The organism is Streptomyces sp. NPDC034086 (genome assembly GCF_055575515.1).
The window spans coordinates 93,854-107,095 of sequence record NZ_JBVISM010000008.1 but is presented as its reverse complement, the minus strand read 5'-3'; the positions used below and the strand labels follow the sequence as shown (position 1 = coordinate 107,095).

Genomic DNA, 13,242 nt, shown 5'->3' with positions numbered 1-13,242 from the left:
CACATCTCGTCAGTTTGACGAAATGTGCGCTAGCATCCGTGGCATGAACCCTGCGGACCTGGGCCTGCCGGTGGACGTGCCGTCGACAGCGCTCTTCACGGATCACTACGAGCTGACGATGCTCCAGGCAGCCCTGGCGAACGGCACCGCCGACCGCCGCTCGGTCTTCGAGGTCTTCACCCGGCGGCTGCCCGAGGGGCGCCGCTACGGGGTGGTGGCGGGCACCGGGCGCGTCCTGGACGCCGTCGAGAACTTCCGGTTCGACAGCGCCGTGCTGGAGTTCCTGCGGGACCGGGCCGTCGTCGACATGCGGACGCTCGACTGGCTCGCCTCGTACCGCTTCTCGGGTGACATCTGGGGCTACCCCGAGGGGGAGGTCTACTTCCCCGGGTCGCCGCTCCTGCGGGTCGAGGGCAGCTTCGCCGAGTGCGTCCTGCTGGAGACGGTGATCCTCTCGATCCTCAACCACGACTCCGCCATCGCCGCGGCCGCCTCCCGGATGGCCTCGGCCGCCGGCGACCGGCCGCTGATCGAGATGGGGGCGCGCCGGACGCACGAGCTGGCGGCGGTCGCGGCCTCGCGGGCCGCGTACGTGGGCGGCTTCGGTTCCACCTCGGACCTGGCGGCCGGCTTCCGGTACGGGATCCCGACGGTGGGCACCAGCGCGCACGCCTTCACCCTCGTGCACGACAGCGAGCGGGACGCCTTCACCGCGCAGGTCACCTCGCTCGGGAGCGGGACCACCCTGCTGGTGGACACGTACGACGTCGCGGAAGCGGTCCGCACGGCGGTGGACGTCGCCGGGACGGGCCTGGGCGCGGTGCGCATCGACTCGGGCGACCTGCTGCTGGTGGCGCACCGGGTGCGCCAGCAGCTGGACGAGCTGGGCGCCACGGACACCCGGATCGTGGTCACCTCCGACCTGGACGAGTACGCCATCGCCTCGCTGGCGGCCGCGCCCGTGGACGCGTACGGGGTGGGCACCCAGCTGGTGACCGGCAGCGGGCACCCGACCTGCTCGATGGTCTACAAGCTGGTCGCCCGGGCGGCGTCGGCCGACCCGAAGGCGCCGCTGGTGCCGGTGGCGAAGAAGTCCTCGGGCGGCAAGACCTCCGTCGGCGGTCGCAAGTGGGCGGCGCGCCGGGTGGACTCCGACGGGGTCGCGGAGGCGGAGGTCGTCGGTACCGGACCGGTCCCGGCCGCGCTGGCCGACGCGCAGCTGCTGGTCCCGCTGGTGAAGGGGGGCGAGGTGGTGGCCCGCGAGCCGCTGGAGGCCGCCCGCGACCGCCACCGCGCGGCCCGCGCGGGGCTGCCCCTCTCGGCGACCCAGCTGTCCCGGGGCGAGGCCGTGATCCCGACGGAGACCCTGTACTGAGGCCGCCCGCGCGCGGCCCGGCCCCGGCGGGGCGGCCGCGCGGAGCGGGGCGCCCGCCCGGCCCCGCGGCGTTCCCCGGGGGTCGGTCCCGCAGTTTCGGGAAGGGGCGGGGTGGGGCAAGAGCCCCCGCGGGGCCCGCCGCACCGCACGACCACACACACCGACCCGAAGGACACGCGACATGCACCGCGCACTGATCGTCGTCGACGTACAGAACGACTTCTGCGAGGGCGGCAGCCTCGCGGTCACCGGCGGGGCCGACGTCGCCGCCGCGATCACCGAGCTGATCGGGCAGACCACGCCCGGCTACCGGCACGTCGTCGCGACGCGGGACCACCACGTCGACCCGGGGTCGCACTTCGCCCGGCCCCCGGCCGAACCGGACTACGAGACGTCCTGGCCGGTGCACTGCGTCGCCGGGACCGAGGGCGTCGGCTTCCACCCGAACTTCGCCCCCGCCGTCGCCTCCGGGGCGGTCGCCGCGGTCTTCGACAAGGGCGCCTACGAGGCCGCGTACAGCGGTTTCGAGGGCAGCGACGAGAACGGCCTGGGCCTCGCCGCGTGGCTGCGGGAGCGGCACGTGAGCGAGGTGGACGTGGTCGGCATCGCCACCGACCACTGCGTGAAGGCCACCGCCCTCGACGCCGCCCGCGCCGGCTTCACCACCCGCGTCCTGCTGGACCTGACGGCCGCCGTGGCCCCGCACACCACCGGCAAGGCGCTGGAGGAGCTCCGGGCGGCCGGCGTGACCCTGGTCGGCGGCGAGAACGGCTGAGCCGGCCGGGGCGGCCCGAGCCGGGTCAGCCGCCCAGGAGGGCGCGGATCGGGTGCCAGAGCTCCTGCGCGCGGTCCGGGGCCCCGCGCCACAGCAGGCCGTCGGGGTGGTGGAGGACGGCGGTGACCTCGTCGGGGGTGGGGGGCTGCGCGTTGCCCCGCAGGTACACGGCCCGCATGCCGAGGTTCCGCAGCCTGGTCAGGGCGCGGGCCCGGTTCGCGGCGTGCACCAGTACGCGTACGTTCCCGTCGTGACCGCCCTCCGCGCAGGGCGGCCACGGCAGCGTGAGCGCGACCACCACGCTGCCGCCTGGCAGTCTGACGAAACCTCCACCGGGCATGATCTTCAGCTCCCCCGTCAATAAGAACAGTCGCCCACGCATCTAAACGCGATCGGCCGCCGCCCGCTAGAGGGCGACGGCCGATCATGCTTTGACCTGCGATTTTACCGGGTTACTTGACGGCGGGGCCGACCTCGATCGTCATCTGGAGGCCGTCATAGGTCTCCTTCGCGATCTTGATCTTGGTGTTGGTGTCAGCGACCTTCACCGAGCCGGTCGGGTTCTCGTCGTAGAAGTACTTGCCCTTGTGGTCGTCGAAGACCATGTTCGCGGGCTTCGGCTTGACGAAGAGCGACTCGCCGTTCTTGTGCAGGGTGAACGCGTCCGTGGAGTACGCGCTGAACGTGGCGTCGTACGGCTGGATCTTGTTCCGCAGCAGGGTGCCGTCCGACCACTTCATCGGCTTGGCGTTGGCGTCCACCGGCAGGATCAGGCCCTGGCCCGGGTGCTGGCTGGTGTTGTTGTCCTTCTGGGACTTGTCCCACAGCCAGATCAGCAGACCGTCCTGGTAGGGGTAGTGCTCGACCCAGCCCGGCTTGGTGTTGGCCCAGCCGAAGTTGTACGGGCCCACCTTGAGGGTGGAGTCGTACGAGACGTAGCGGCGGTTCTCGGCGATGTAGTACTGAGGGTACTCCTTGGTGAAGCCCGCGCCGATCCGCTCGAAGCCCTTGCCGGTCCAGCCGTTGTCGCCGTTCTCGGCGCCGTCGGTGAACAGCGCGGCGCCGTCCGCGGTCAGGGTGACGGCGTCGGCCGTGAAGCCCTTGCCGCCCGCGCCGCCGTCCGTCTGGTAGCGGAAGCGGAGGTCGACCTTCTTGCCCGCGTAGGCGGCCAGCGGGAAGTTCAGCGCCTTCCAGGCGCCGGAGGTGCCGGTCAGCGACGGGCTGCCGGAGGCGTCGGCCGGGATGGCCGCACCGTCGGCGGTGCCGGCCAGGGCGGTCCAGGTGGCGCCGCCGTCCGTGGACACCTCGGTGTAGAGGAAGTCGTAGTCGGCCTCGATGTCCCACCAGCCCTTGAGGGAGAGGGCGGCGGACTTCTTGCCGGTCAGGTCGACCGACCGGGTCAGGGTGTTCTTGAGGTCGTCACCCATCTGGCTCCACCACTGCGAGGAGCCCTCGGCGGGAGCGACGATGTCGGTCTTGACCTGCTTCTTCGGCAGCTCGACGACCAGCGCCTGCTTGTCCTTGGTGTTGTACTCGGCCACGCCCAGCTTGTGGGTGGACTTCGTCGCGGCCTTGGCCGTGTCGTAGTTCAGCCAGCCCAGCTGGAGCTTGTCCCAGGCGGTCATGTCGCCCGGGAGGTCGCCTATGGAGTCCTTGCCCTGGCCGAGCCAGGAGCCCGCCGACATCAGGGACCAGAAGCCGACCGAGTTCTCGCCGCCGCCGGAGGTGTCGTACAGGTCCGGCAGGCCGAGGTCGTGGGCGTACTCGTGCGCGAAGACGCCCAGGCCGCCGTTCTCCGGCTGCACCGTGTAGTCGCCGACCCAGATGCCGGTGTCACCGATCTGGGTACCGCCGGCCTTGTTGTTCTCCGGGCCGGTCTTGCCGACGTCCGTGCCGTACGCGTACCAGCGGTGCGCCCACAGCGCGGTCTTGCCCTGCGCGCCGCCGCCGGCCGACTCGTCCTCGCCCGCGTGGACGATCTGGAAGTGGTCGATGTAGCCGTCGGGCTCGTTGAAGTTGCCGTCGCCGTCGAAGTCGTTGCGGTCCCACTGGTCGTACTGCGCCAGCTGGGCCTTGATCTGGGCGTCGGTCTTGCCAGCCTTCTTCTGGGCCTCCGTCCACGCGGTGACGCCGTCGCGGACGGTGTCCCACACGTTGGAGCAGTTGGACTGGCCGCAGAAGTTCGAGCCGTAACGGGCCTCGTTGTACGGGACCTTGACCCAGTCCGAGACCTCGCCCTCGACCGAGTAGCGGCCCGAGGAGGTCTTCTCGTAGTAGGTCTTCAGCGACTCCTTGCCCTGGCCCGTACCGAAGTACAGGTCCTGGAAGTACTCGCGGCTGAAGTCCTTGCGCCAGGCGGTGCTGTTGTTGGTCGCGCGGTCGGGCTGCGCGATCGTGTTGTGCAGCGGACCGGGGGTGCCGCCGTACTTCGGCTCGGCCGGCTTCGGGCCCTCCGGGCCGTCGGGGTCGTGCATGGTCGTGCTGTCGACCTGGTCGCCGAACTCCACGAGGATCGTGAAGATCTTGTCGGTCTTCTCGCGGCCCAGCTCGACGTACTTCTTGTCGTCGAGCTTGACGACCTTCGAGGCACCGCGCTGCTCGACGTTCTTCTTGCCGGCCAGCACCTGGTCGAGGGCCGCCTCGCGCGCCTGCGCGTTCTGCTTGCTGAACGGGGTTTCGAGGTTGTGCTCGACCTGCTCCTTCGCGGGGGAGCTCGGGTCCTGCTTGTCGACAGCCGGAGCGCTGCCCCAAGCGGTGGTGGCCTGGGCCGTGGTGAAGAAGGCGCCCGAGGCCGCGGTGGCGGCCATGGTCACGCCGACGGCGGCGGCGCGCAGCGCGCGACGCCTGGTGGAGTTTCCGGTCACTTGATGCGTTCCCCTCCCGCGGCCGCAACGTAGGTCGGAACGTCTCCATAGGAGCGGGGGGTTCCGCGCGGCGCGCGTCTCAAGTGACGACATTTGACCGGAGAGTCCAAAGAAAAGACAGACCTTGACTTCTTCCTTACAACTGCACTATGCGGTCAGCCAGTTCCGCTATTCGGACGTTCCGTCGCCATACGGCCCCATCCGGGGCGAAGACCTCCCCCCGACCCGGGCATTCCGGGTATTGCGACCAGGCGTGCGACGCCGTGCGCCCCTCCGTGCCCCGGCACCGTGGGTAAGCTCACGCTTACCTGTCACTCCGTCCGGGCAAGCCCTGGGAGAGTCACTTGACGCGTGCGCGACCGGTTGAGGCGACTCCCCCCTCCACGCCTCGAGGACGGAAGAAGCCATGCCGCGTCCGACTGCCGCACAGCTCGCCTACGGCTCCGCCACCGTCGTCGTGTCGACGATCGCCATGCTGCTGCTCTCGCAGACGAGCACCGGGATCGGAGTCGCGGTCATCTCCGCCGCCGCGCTCGCCCTGGGGCTGCTGGTCGCGCTCACGGTCCCGGTCCCCCGGCGCCGCGGCCGGCACGCGGCGCGGCGGACCGGCGGGCGGGGGGCCGTGACGTCCGCGGGACGGGGGGCCGCGCCCGGCGGGCCGGCGGCGGGGGCGGACGCCTCCCGGGTGCCCGGGCCCCGCACGGCCGCCGCGGACCACCGCGTCCACCACTGACGGGACACCGGCGCGGGCGGCCGCCCCCGGTGGGGCCGGCCGCCCGCGCGCGTCCTCGTACCGCCCGGCTCAGGAGGAGCTGACCACCACCGTCTTGGCCACCTTGTCGTGGAGCCCCTGCCGGTACGGCTTGTCCACGAGCATCGAGACGATCAGCGCGAGCGGCCACAGGCAGAAGCAGCACACCAGCGTCGGCAGCCAGAGCACCACCGCGCGGCCGAGCGCCGGGCCGGACGGGGGCACGCTGCCGTCGTTGAGCATCGCGACGCGCAGGCCCAGCGCCTTCTTGCCCAGGGTCCGGCCGCCCTTGTGCGTGAACCACCAGTCGTAGCCGACGTACGCGACGATCGCGATCAGCGTCCACACCAGACCCGTGCCGCCGTACGACTTGGAGATGACGGCGGTGACGTCCTCGCCCTCCTCGGTGTCCACGACGTAGCGCCTGGTGCCGAAGGGCAGCTGGATGAGGAACAGCGGCACCGCGATGATCAGCGCGTCGAGCACGCGCGCGAGGAGCCGCTTGCCGAAGTCGGCGAGCGGGGGCATCCCCGCGAGCGGATCGGGCATGCCGTAGCCGCCTCCTCCGCCGTACGGGTCCCCCGGTCCGCCGCCGCCGCCGTACGGGGGCGGGGGCGGGGGGTATCCGCCGGGGGGCGGGGGCGGCGGGTAGCCGCCGCCGTCGGGGGGCGGTGAACCGTACGGCGAACCGCCCGACGGAGGCGTCGGTTCCTGGGGCTTCTTGAGGAACGGGTCGTCCTCGGGCGGCTGGCCCGGCGGCGGCTGATCGGTGCTCATGGCCCGAGTCGAACCCGGCACCGCCCGCCGCGCAACGCGGCCGCGTCCGTCCGGGGCACGGCCCCCCGGCACGCCGCCCGGACCGCTCAGCGGGTCACGTACGTCCCGGCCGCCCGGTCGTGCCAGGCCCGCCGGCGCTGCCGGTCCACCAGGCACCACAGGCTGCCCGGCAGCCCCAGCAACGCGAACACGAGCCAGCGGCGCAGGGCCGCGCCGAAGCCGGGCGGGCGCAGGGTGGCGGTGGCCAGAACGCGCACGCCGAACAGCTTCTTGCCCGGGGTACGGCCCCAACGGGCGGTGGGCAGGACCTCGTAGAGGACGCCGAAGAGCAGGACGGCACCGAGCACGAGGCCCAGGTGCCCGGCGGTGGTGGCGTCGAGCAGGTAGACGGTGGTGGTGCGCCCGCTCGCCCGGGCCGCCTCCACCTTCGCGTCCAGATGGGCCGTCACCCGGGGTACGAGGGGCAGCGCCGCGGCCGCGGCGACCGCGGCGTGCACGAGGGCGTCCGCCGTCCGGGCCGCCCCCCGGCGCCCCAGACCGGCGGGCCGCGCCGCCCGCTCCGCCATCCGCTCGAAGACGGCCCGGCCGTCCTCCCGTACGGGGGCGGGCGCGTCGGCGGCGGGCTCCGGGGCGGGGGCCACCGCGACGGGGGCCGCGGGCGCGGGCGCGGGGGCCGTGGGCTCCGGGGCGGGGGCCGCGGGGCGGGGGCGGGCGGGGGCCGGGGCCCCGCGCGTCGCCGGGACCCGGCGCTCCGGTTCCGGCTCCGGCCGCCGGTGCGGGGCGTCCGGCAGGGCCTCCGGCCAGCTGGAGGTGAGGCCCGAGGCACCGGCGCCCGGGGCGTCGGGCCAGGCCGGCGGGCGGGCCGAGAGGATGCCGACGCTCTCGGCGGCGACGGCCTGCGCCGGGAGCCGCTGCGCGCCGGCCGCGGCCGCGGCGGGCCGGGCCAGGGAGATCCCGGCGGCGGGCCGGACGGGCTCGGACTCCGCCGGGTCCCCCCACGAGACCCGTGCGTCGCGGGGACCGCCGAAGCCCGCCTGGTGGACGGGGTCGACCTGCCACCCCGCCTGCCCCCGTCCCGCCGCCGGCCCGGACCCCGCGTCGGGCTGCGCGTCGGGCCGCGCGTCGGGCCCCGCGTCCAGCTCCGGTTCGGGCCACCCGGCCCCGGCCGCACGGCCCGCGCCGCCCGGGGCGGTGCTCCGGGCCCGCTCCGCCGCGGCGGCCCGTACCGTGCCCGCGCGTTCGCCGTCGGGCTCGGGAGCGGGCTCCCGGACGACCGGGGGCGGCGGCTGCCGGTTCGCCGCGGGGCGCGGGTCCCGCAGGGCCGCCGTCATCGCGGTCTCGTCCAGGAACACCGGCCCCGTCTCCTCCACGCGCGTGGCGGCGGGAGCGGCGGGACGGCTCGTACCCGGGACCCAGGACGCGCCGTTCCAGTACCGGACGTAGCCGGGGACGGACGGGTCGGGGTAGTAGCCCTCGCGGGCCGCGTGCTCTCCGTCACCAGGGGAGGCCGTCAATGTCCCCAACTCCGATCGTGGCTCGAGGCTTGTGCAGGGGAGGACCAAGGGGAGGACCATAGCCAAGAACCCCCTGCCGGCAGGTCCGGTAACGGGAGATTCCAAGCCTTCGGGCGAACCTCACCCCGGCCTCGCCCCCGCCGACCGGTTTCGGTCAGCCGACAGATTCCGGCCAACCTGACATTCGTCACGGAAACCCGCGTCATACCCGGGCACGAGGGTGCTCTCTCCTCGTGCGGGGCGAGAACCGTCCCGCGTCCGCCCGCGAACGCCCGAAGTGAGGCCGTCATGCACCACCACCCCGTCGTCGAGCGCGAACTGGAACTGAAGCTGGTCCTGTCTCCCGAGCGCAGCATCCCCGTCCCCGCGAAGCTGCTGTACCTCACCGACGACCCCTACGCCGTGCACGTCACCTTCCACTCCGGCTCCAGCATGCCGGTCCACTGGACCTTCGCCCGCGAGCTGCTCGTCGAGGGGGTGTTCCGCCCGTGCGGCCAGGGGGACGTCCGGATCTGGCCCACGAAGACCGGCGGCGAGTCCGTCCTGTGCATGGCGCTCAGCTCCCCCGACGGCGACGCCCTCCTGGAGGCCCCGGCCGGTGCGGTGTCGGCCTGGCTGGAGCACACCCTGCGCACGGTCCCCCCGGGGACGGAGGCGGAGCGGCTCGGCCTGGACGACGCCCTGGCCGCGCTGCTCACCCCCACCCCCGCCGACGAGCTGTGGCTGCGCGACCCGTGGCCCTCCGACGAGCCCGCGGACGGCGAACTGTGACCCGCCGCGTCCCGCCGCGCACGGGCGGGCCGTCAGAAGAGCTTGCCGGGGTTCAGCAGCCCGAGCGGGTCGAAGGCCCGCTTGACGGCACGCTGCATCTCCAGGCCCACCGGCCCGAGTTCCCGTGCCAGCCACTCCTTCTTCAGCACTCCGACGCCGTGCTCCCCGGTGATGGTCCCGCCCAGGGACAGCCCCAGGGACAGCCCCAGGGCCATGATCGCGTCGAAGGACTCCCGGGCCCGCCGCGTCTCGTCCTCGTCGGCGGGATCGAAGCAGACCACCGGGTGGGTGTTGCCGTCGCCCGCGTGCGCGCAGACGCCGATGAGGAGGTCGTGCTCCGCGGCGATGGCGGCCGTCCCGTCCATCATCTCGGCGAGCCGCGACCGCGGGACGCACACGTCGTCGATCATCGTGGCGGGCCGCAGCGCCCCCAGGGCGGTGAGGGACATCCGGCGTGCCCCGAGCAGCAGTTCGGTCTCCGCCTCGTCCTCGGCGGGTACGACGGCGCTCGCCCCGGCGGCGGCGCAGATCCCGCCCACGGCCTCCAGGGCGGCGGGCGCGTCCGGGGTGTCGAAGGCGGCGAGCAGCAACGCCTCGGTGCTCTCGGGCAGGCCTTCCCCCGAGCTCTCGGTCCCGCTCGAACGGGGGCGGGCCCCGCGCTGGAGGGCGTTGACGGCGCGGACGGTCGTCCGGTCCATCAGCTCCAGCAGCGAGGGCGTCATGCCGGCCTCCATGACGGCGCAGACGGCCTCGCAGGCGGCCGCGGCCGACGGGAACTCGGCGGCGAGCGCCAGCTGCCGGGGCGGCGCCGGCCGCAGTGCGAGGACGGCCCCGACCACCACGCCGAGCGTGCCCTCGGAGCCGACGAACAGCCGCGTCAGGTCGTACCCGGCGACGCCCTTGGCGGTACGCCGTCCCGTGCGCAGCAGCCGCCCGTCGGCCAGCACCACGTCGAGGCCGAGCACGTACTCGGCGGTGACCCCGTACTTCACGCAGCACAGCCCGCCGGACGCGGTGCCGATGTTGCCGCCGATGGTGCACTGCTCCCAGCTGGAGGGGTCGGGCGGGTAGTACAGGCCCTGTTCTGCGACGGTCCGGGAGAGGACCGCGTTGACCACGCCCGGCTCGACGACGGCGATCCGGTCGACGGCGGACACCTCCAGGATCCGGTCCATCTTCACCAGGGACAGCACGATGCAGCCGTCGGAGGCGTTGGCGGCCCCCGACAGGCCCGTGCGGGCGCCCTGCGGGACCACGGGGACGCGTAGGGCGGTGGCGGTGCGCATGACGTGCCGGACCTGCTCCACGGTCCGGGGCAGGACGACGGCGGCCGGGGTGCCGGCGGCGCAGAAGCCTGCCGTGTCGCGGGCGTAGGAGGCGGTCACCTGAGGGTCGGTCAGCAGCGCCTCGGGCGGGAGTCCTTCACCGAGTCGGACCGTGAGAGCGTCATCCATGGGGCCACAGTGGCAGCCGGGGCCATCGGTGTGAACACGGCCGCGACCGGCTTCGGACACCTCGGCGCGCTCTTCATATTGACGCACAGTGAGCGCATGCACGGTTTCGACGAGCAATCCCAGCAGCCCGCGCCACCCGTGAACTTCACCGGCCGCAAGACGGTCGTGGCGGCCGCGGTAGCGGTGGTCCTCATCGCCGGGGCCCTGCTGATCCGCCCGGCGCGCACCGGTGACGACGCACGCCCTCCGGGGCCGAGCGAACGGGCCGCGTCGGCGGTGGGCATGGGTGCGCCGGCGGCGGCGGTGGACCTGACGGCGCTGGTCGCGGACCGGGAGAAGTGGGTCGCCGCGCACCCGGGGGACGACGCTTCGTGGGCGGTGCTCGGCTCGGCGTACCTGGAACGGGCGCGGCGGACGGCCGATTCCGGGTGGTACCCGAAGGCGGAGAAGGCGCTCAAGCGGTCGCTGGAGGTCCGCCCCGCCGAGAAGGGCAACCTCGACGCGATGACGGGCATGGGCGCGCTGGCCGGCGCCCGGGGGGACTTCGGGACGGCGCGCAAGTGGGGCGAGCTGGTACGGGCGCAGGCGCCGCGGCGCTGGACGGCGTACCCGGTCCTCGTGGACGCGTACACGGGCCTCGGCGACTACAAGGCCGCGCAGCGGGCGATGGACCGGCTGATGGAGCTCCGGCCGGGCTTCGCCGCGCACCTGAGGGCCGCCCGGGTGTACCGGGACCGGGGCTGGCGCGAGGACGCGGTGGTGGCGCTGGAGGCGGCGGGCGGGGAGGCGAAGTCCCCGGCGGAGAAGGCGTACGTACTGTTCCGGCTCGGGGAGCTGGCATGGGAGCGCGGTGACCCGGGCGAGGCGCTGCGCCAGTACGAGGCCGCGCTGCGCACCGACCCGGCGCAGGGCGAGGCGCTCGGCGGCCGGGCCAGGGCGCTGGCGGCGCTGGGGCGGGGCGGGGAGGCCGTACGCGACTACCGGCTGGCGCTGGGACGCACCCCGGTGCCGCGGCTGGCGCTGGAGCTGGGCGAGCTGCTGGAGTCGCTGGAGCGGCCGGAGGAGGCGCGGGCGCAGTACCGTTCCCTGGCGGCGCTGGCGGCGGCGGGCGGGGCGAACGGGGTCAACGAGGAGGTGGTCCTCGGCCTGTACGAGGCGGACCACGGCGACCCGGCCCGGGCGGTACGCCGCCTGTCGGCGGAATGGGCCCGGCACAAGAGCGTGCAGGTGGCCGACGCCCTGGGATGGGCGCTGCACCGGAGCGGCGAGGACGAGCAGGCCCTGGAGTACGCGAGGAAGGCGACCGACCCCGGGCTGCGGAGCGCGGAGTTCTCCTACCACCGGGCGGTGATCGAACGCGCCCTGGGCGACGAGGCGGCGGCCCGCCGGAGCCTGCAGACGGCGCTGCGCACGAACCCGGTCTTCTCCCCGCTGCGGGGCCCGCTGGCGAAGGAGGCCCTGTCGGCCGTCGGCGAGCCCCCGGCGGGCGGCCCGGAGAACATGCAGCCCCGCACCCCGTGGGTGGCCCCGGACCTCCCGGAACCGAACCCGCCGAAGGCGAAGGCGAAGCCGGCGACGGCCGGGCCCAAGCCCAGGCCGGTCACCGCCTGAGCCGGGCGGGCGGGGCGGGGCGGGCCCGGGGAACGGGCGGTCCGGGGTGAGGCCCGGGGAAGGGCGGAGGGCGGGGAAGGGCGGAGGGCGGGGCGGGAGCGGCGCGCGCAGCGCCACCCCCGCCCCGCCCTCATGGCGCACCGGGTCACCGGCCCCCGGCGGAGCGACTCCGCCGGGGCCGCGCGGCCTACAGGTTGCCGCGCTTCTCCTGCTCCCGCTCGATCGCCTCGAACAGCGCCTTGAAGTTGCCCTTGCCGAAGCCCATGGACCCGTGGCGCTCGATGATCTCGAAGAACACCGTCGGGCGGTCCTGGACCGGCTTGGTGAAGATCTGCAGCAGGTAGCCGTCCTCGTCGCGGTCGGCGAGGATCTTCAGCTCGCGCAGCTCGTCGATCGGCACGCGGGTGTCGCCGACCCACTCGCCGAGCGTGTCGTAGTAGGTGTCCGGCACGGACAGGAACTGGACACCCGCGGCCCGCATGCTCCGCACCGTCGCGACGATGTCGTTCGAGGCGAGCGCGATGTGCTGGACGCCCGGCCCGTTGTAGAACTCCAGGTACTCGTCGATCTGCGACTTCTTCTTCGCGATCGCCGGCTCGTTGATGGGGAACTTCACCTTCTTGGTGCCGTCAGCGACCACCTTCGACATCAGCGCCGAGTACTCGGTCGCGATGTCGTCGCCCACGAACTCCTTCATGTTCGTGAAGCCCATGACCTTGTTGTAGAACGAGACCCACTCGTTCATGCGGCCCAGCTCGACGTTGCCGACGCAGTGGTCGATCGCCTGGAAGGTCCGCTTGGCGGGCGGGGCCACCATCGGCTCCACGGCCACGTAGCCCGGCAGGTAGGGGCCGGTGTAGTCGACGCGCTCGACGAGGGTGTGGCGGGTCTGGCCGTACGTGGCGATCGAGGCGAGCACGACGGTGCCGTGCTCGTCCTTGACCTCGTACGGCTCGTCGAGGCCGCGCGCGCCCTGTTCGACGGCGTACGCGTAGGCCGCGCGGGCGTCGGGGACCTCGATGGCGAGGTCGATGACGCCGTCACCGTGCTCGGCGACGTGCTCGGCGAGGAAGCGGCCGTGGTCGGTGGTCGCCTTGATGACCGAGGTCAGGACGAACCGCGCGGAGCCGTTGGTCAGGACGTAGCTGGCGGTCTCGCGGCTGCCGTTCTCCGGTCCGGAGTAGGCCACGAGCTTCATGCCGAAGGCGGTGGAGTAGTAGTGCGCGGCCTGCTTGGCGTTGCCGACGGCGAAGACGACCGCGTCCATGCCCTTCACCGGGAAGGGGTCTGCCTCACGCGCGGTCTGCGGGGTGGTGTCCAGGGTCTCAGTCATAGGCGCAGATTCCCGCC

11 protein-coding genes are annotated in these 13,242 nt (G+C 73.6%); 5 read left to right on the top strand and 6 right to left on the bottom strand.

Annotated features, from left to right (window positions below):
• Positions 1-43: 43 nt before the first annotated feature.
• On the top strand, positions 44-1,375 hold the full coding sequence (locus ACZ514_RS19755) for a nicotinate phosphoribosyltransferase (protein ID WP_468171810.1): 1,332 nt from the start codon (positions 44-46) through the stop codon (positions 1,373-1,375).
• Between the two features lie 181 nt (positions 1,376-1,556).
• Entirely contained in the window at positions 1,557-2,150 is a 594-nt protein-coding gene (locus ACZ514_RS19750; RefSeq protein ID WP_468171807.1) for a nicotinamidase, read from the top strand.
• A 25-nt stretch (positions 2,151-2,175) separates the two neighbouring features.
• Here the strand turns inward: ACZ514_RS19750 and ACZ514_RS19745 are convergent, their stop codons facing one another.
• Both ACZ514_RS19745 and ACZ514_RS19740 read right to left on the bottom strand, forming a co-directional pair.
• Complete coding sequence (locus ACZ514_RS19745; protein ID WP_469125259.1) at positions 2,176-2,532, bottom strand: hypothetical protein; 357 nt, start codon at positions 2,530-2,532, stop codon at positions 2,176-2,178.
• A gap of 70 nt (positions 2,533-2,602) precedes the next feature.
• Positions 2,603-4,957 (bottom strand): immune inhibitor A domain-containing protein, encoded by a 2,355-nt coding sequence (locus ACZ514_RS19740; RefSeq protein ID WP_469125326.1) that lies wholly within the window; start codon positions 4,955-4,957, stop codon positions 2,603-2,605.
• Between the two features lie 463 nt (positions 4,958-5,420).
• On the opposite strand from ACZ514_RS19740, the gene ACZ514_RS19735 reads away from it, so the two are divergent.
• Complete coding sequence (locus tag ACZ514_RS19735; protein ID WP_469125258.1) at positions 5,421-5,747, top strand: hypothetical protein; 327 nt, start codon at positions 5,421-5,423, stop codon at positions 5,745-5,747.
• A 69-nt stretch (positions 5,748-5,816) separates the two neighbouring features.
• Here the strand turns inward: ACZ514_RS19735 and ACZ514_RS19730 are convergent, their stop codons facing one another.
• Together ACZ514_RS19730 and ACZ514_RS19725 are read right to left on the bottom strand one after the other, a co-directional pair.
• Positions 5,817-6,542: an RDD family protein gene (locus tag ACZ514_RS19730; RefSeq protein WP_469125257.1), complete on the bottom strand. Its 726-nt coding sequence runs from the start codon at positions 6,540-6,542 to the stop codon at positions 5,817-5,819.
• An 86-nt stretch (positions 6,543-6,628) separates the two neighbouring features.
• A complete protein-coding gene (locus tag ACZ514_RS19725; RefSeq protein ID WP_469125256.1) occupies positions 6,629-8,056 on the bottom strand; it encodes an RDD family protein in 1,428 nt (475 codons plus the stop codon).
• Between the two features lie 288 nt (positions 8,057-8,344).
• Between ACZ514_RS19725 and ACZ514_RS19720 the strand changes: the two genes are divergently transcribed.
• Positions 8,345-8,827: an SsgA family sporulation/cell division regulator gene (locus ACZ514_RS19720; RefSeq protein WP_468171795.1), complete on the top strand. Its 483-nt coding sequence runs from the start codon at positions 8,345-8,347 to the stop codon at positions 8,825-8,827.
• Between the two features lie 32 nt (positions 8,828-8,859).
• Here the strand turns inward: ACZ514_RS19720 and ACZ514_RS19715 are convergent, their stop codons facing one another.
• Positions 8,860-10,281, bottom strand: a complete 1,422-nt coding sequence (locus tag ACZ514_RS19715) for an FAD-binding oxidoreductase (RefSeq protein WP_469125255.1) — start codon at positions 10,279-10,281, stop codon at positions 8,860-8,862.
• A 96-nt stretch (positions 10,282-10,377) separates the two neighbouring features.
• On the opposite strand from ACZ514_RS19715, the gene ACZ514_RS19710 reads away from it, so the two are divergent.
• The gene (locus ACZ514_RS19710; protein WP_469125254.1) at positions 10,378-11,892 is read left to right on the top strand and encodes a tetratricopeptide repeat protein; all 1,515 of its coding nucleotides are present in this window, start codon (positions 10,378-10,380) and stop codon (positions 11,890-11,892) included.
• Between the two features lie 187 nt (positions 11,893-12,079).
• On the opposite strand, the gene hppD is transcribed toward ACZ514_RS19710, so the two are convergent.
• Positions 12,080-13,225 (bottom strand): 4-hydroxyphenylpyruvate dioxygenase, encoded by a 1,146-nt coding sequence (hppD, locus tag ACZ514_RS19705; protein WP_468171784.1) that lies wholly within the window; start codon positions 13,223-13,225, stop codon positions 12,080-12,082.
• Positions 13,226-13,242 lie beyond the last annotated feature (17 nt).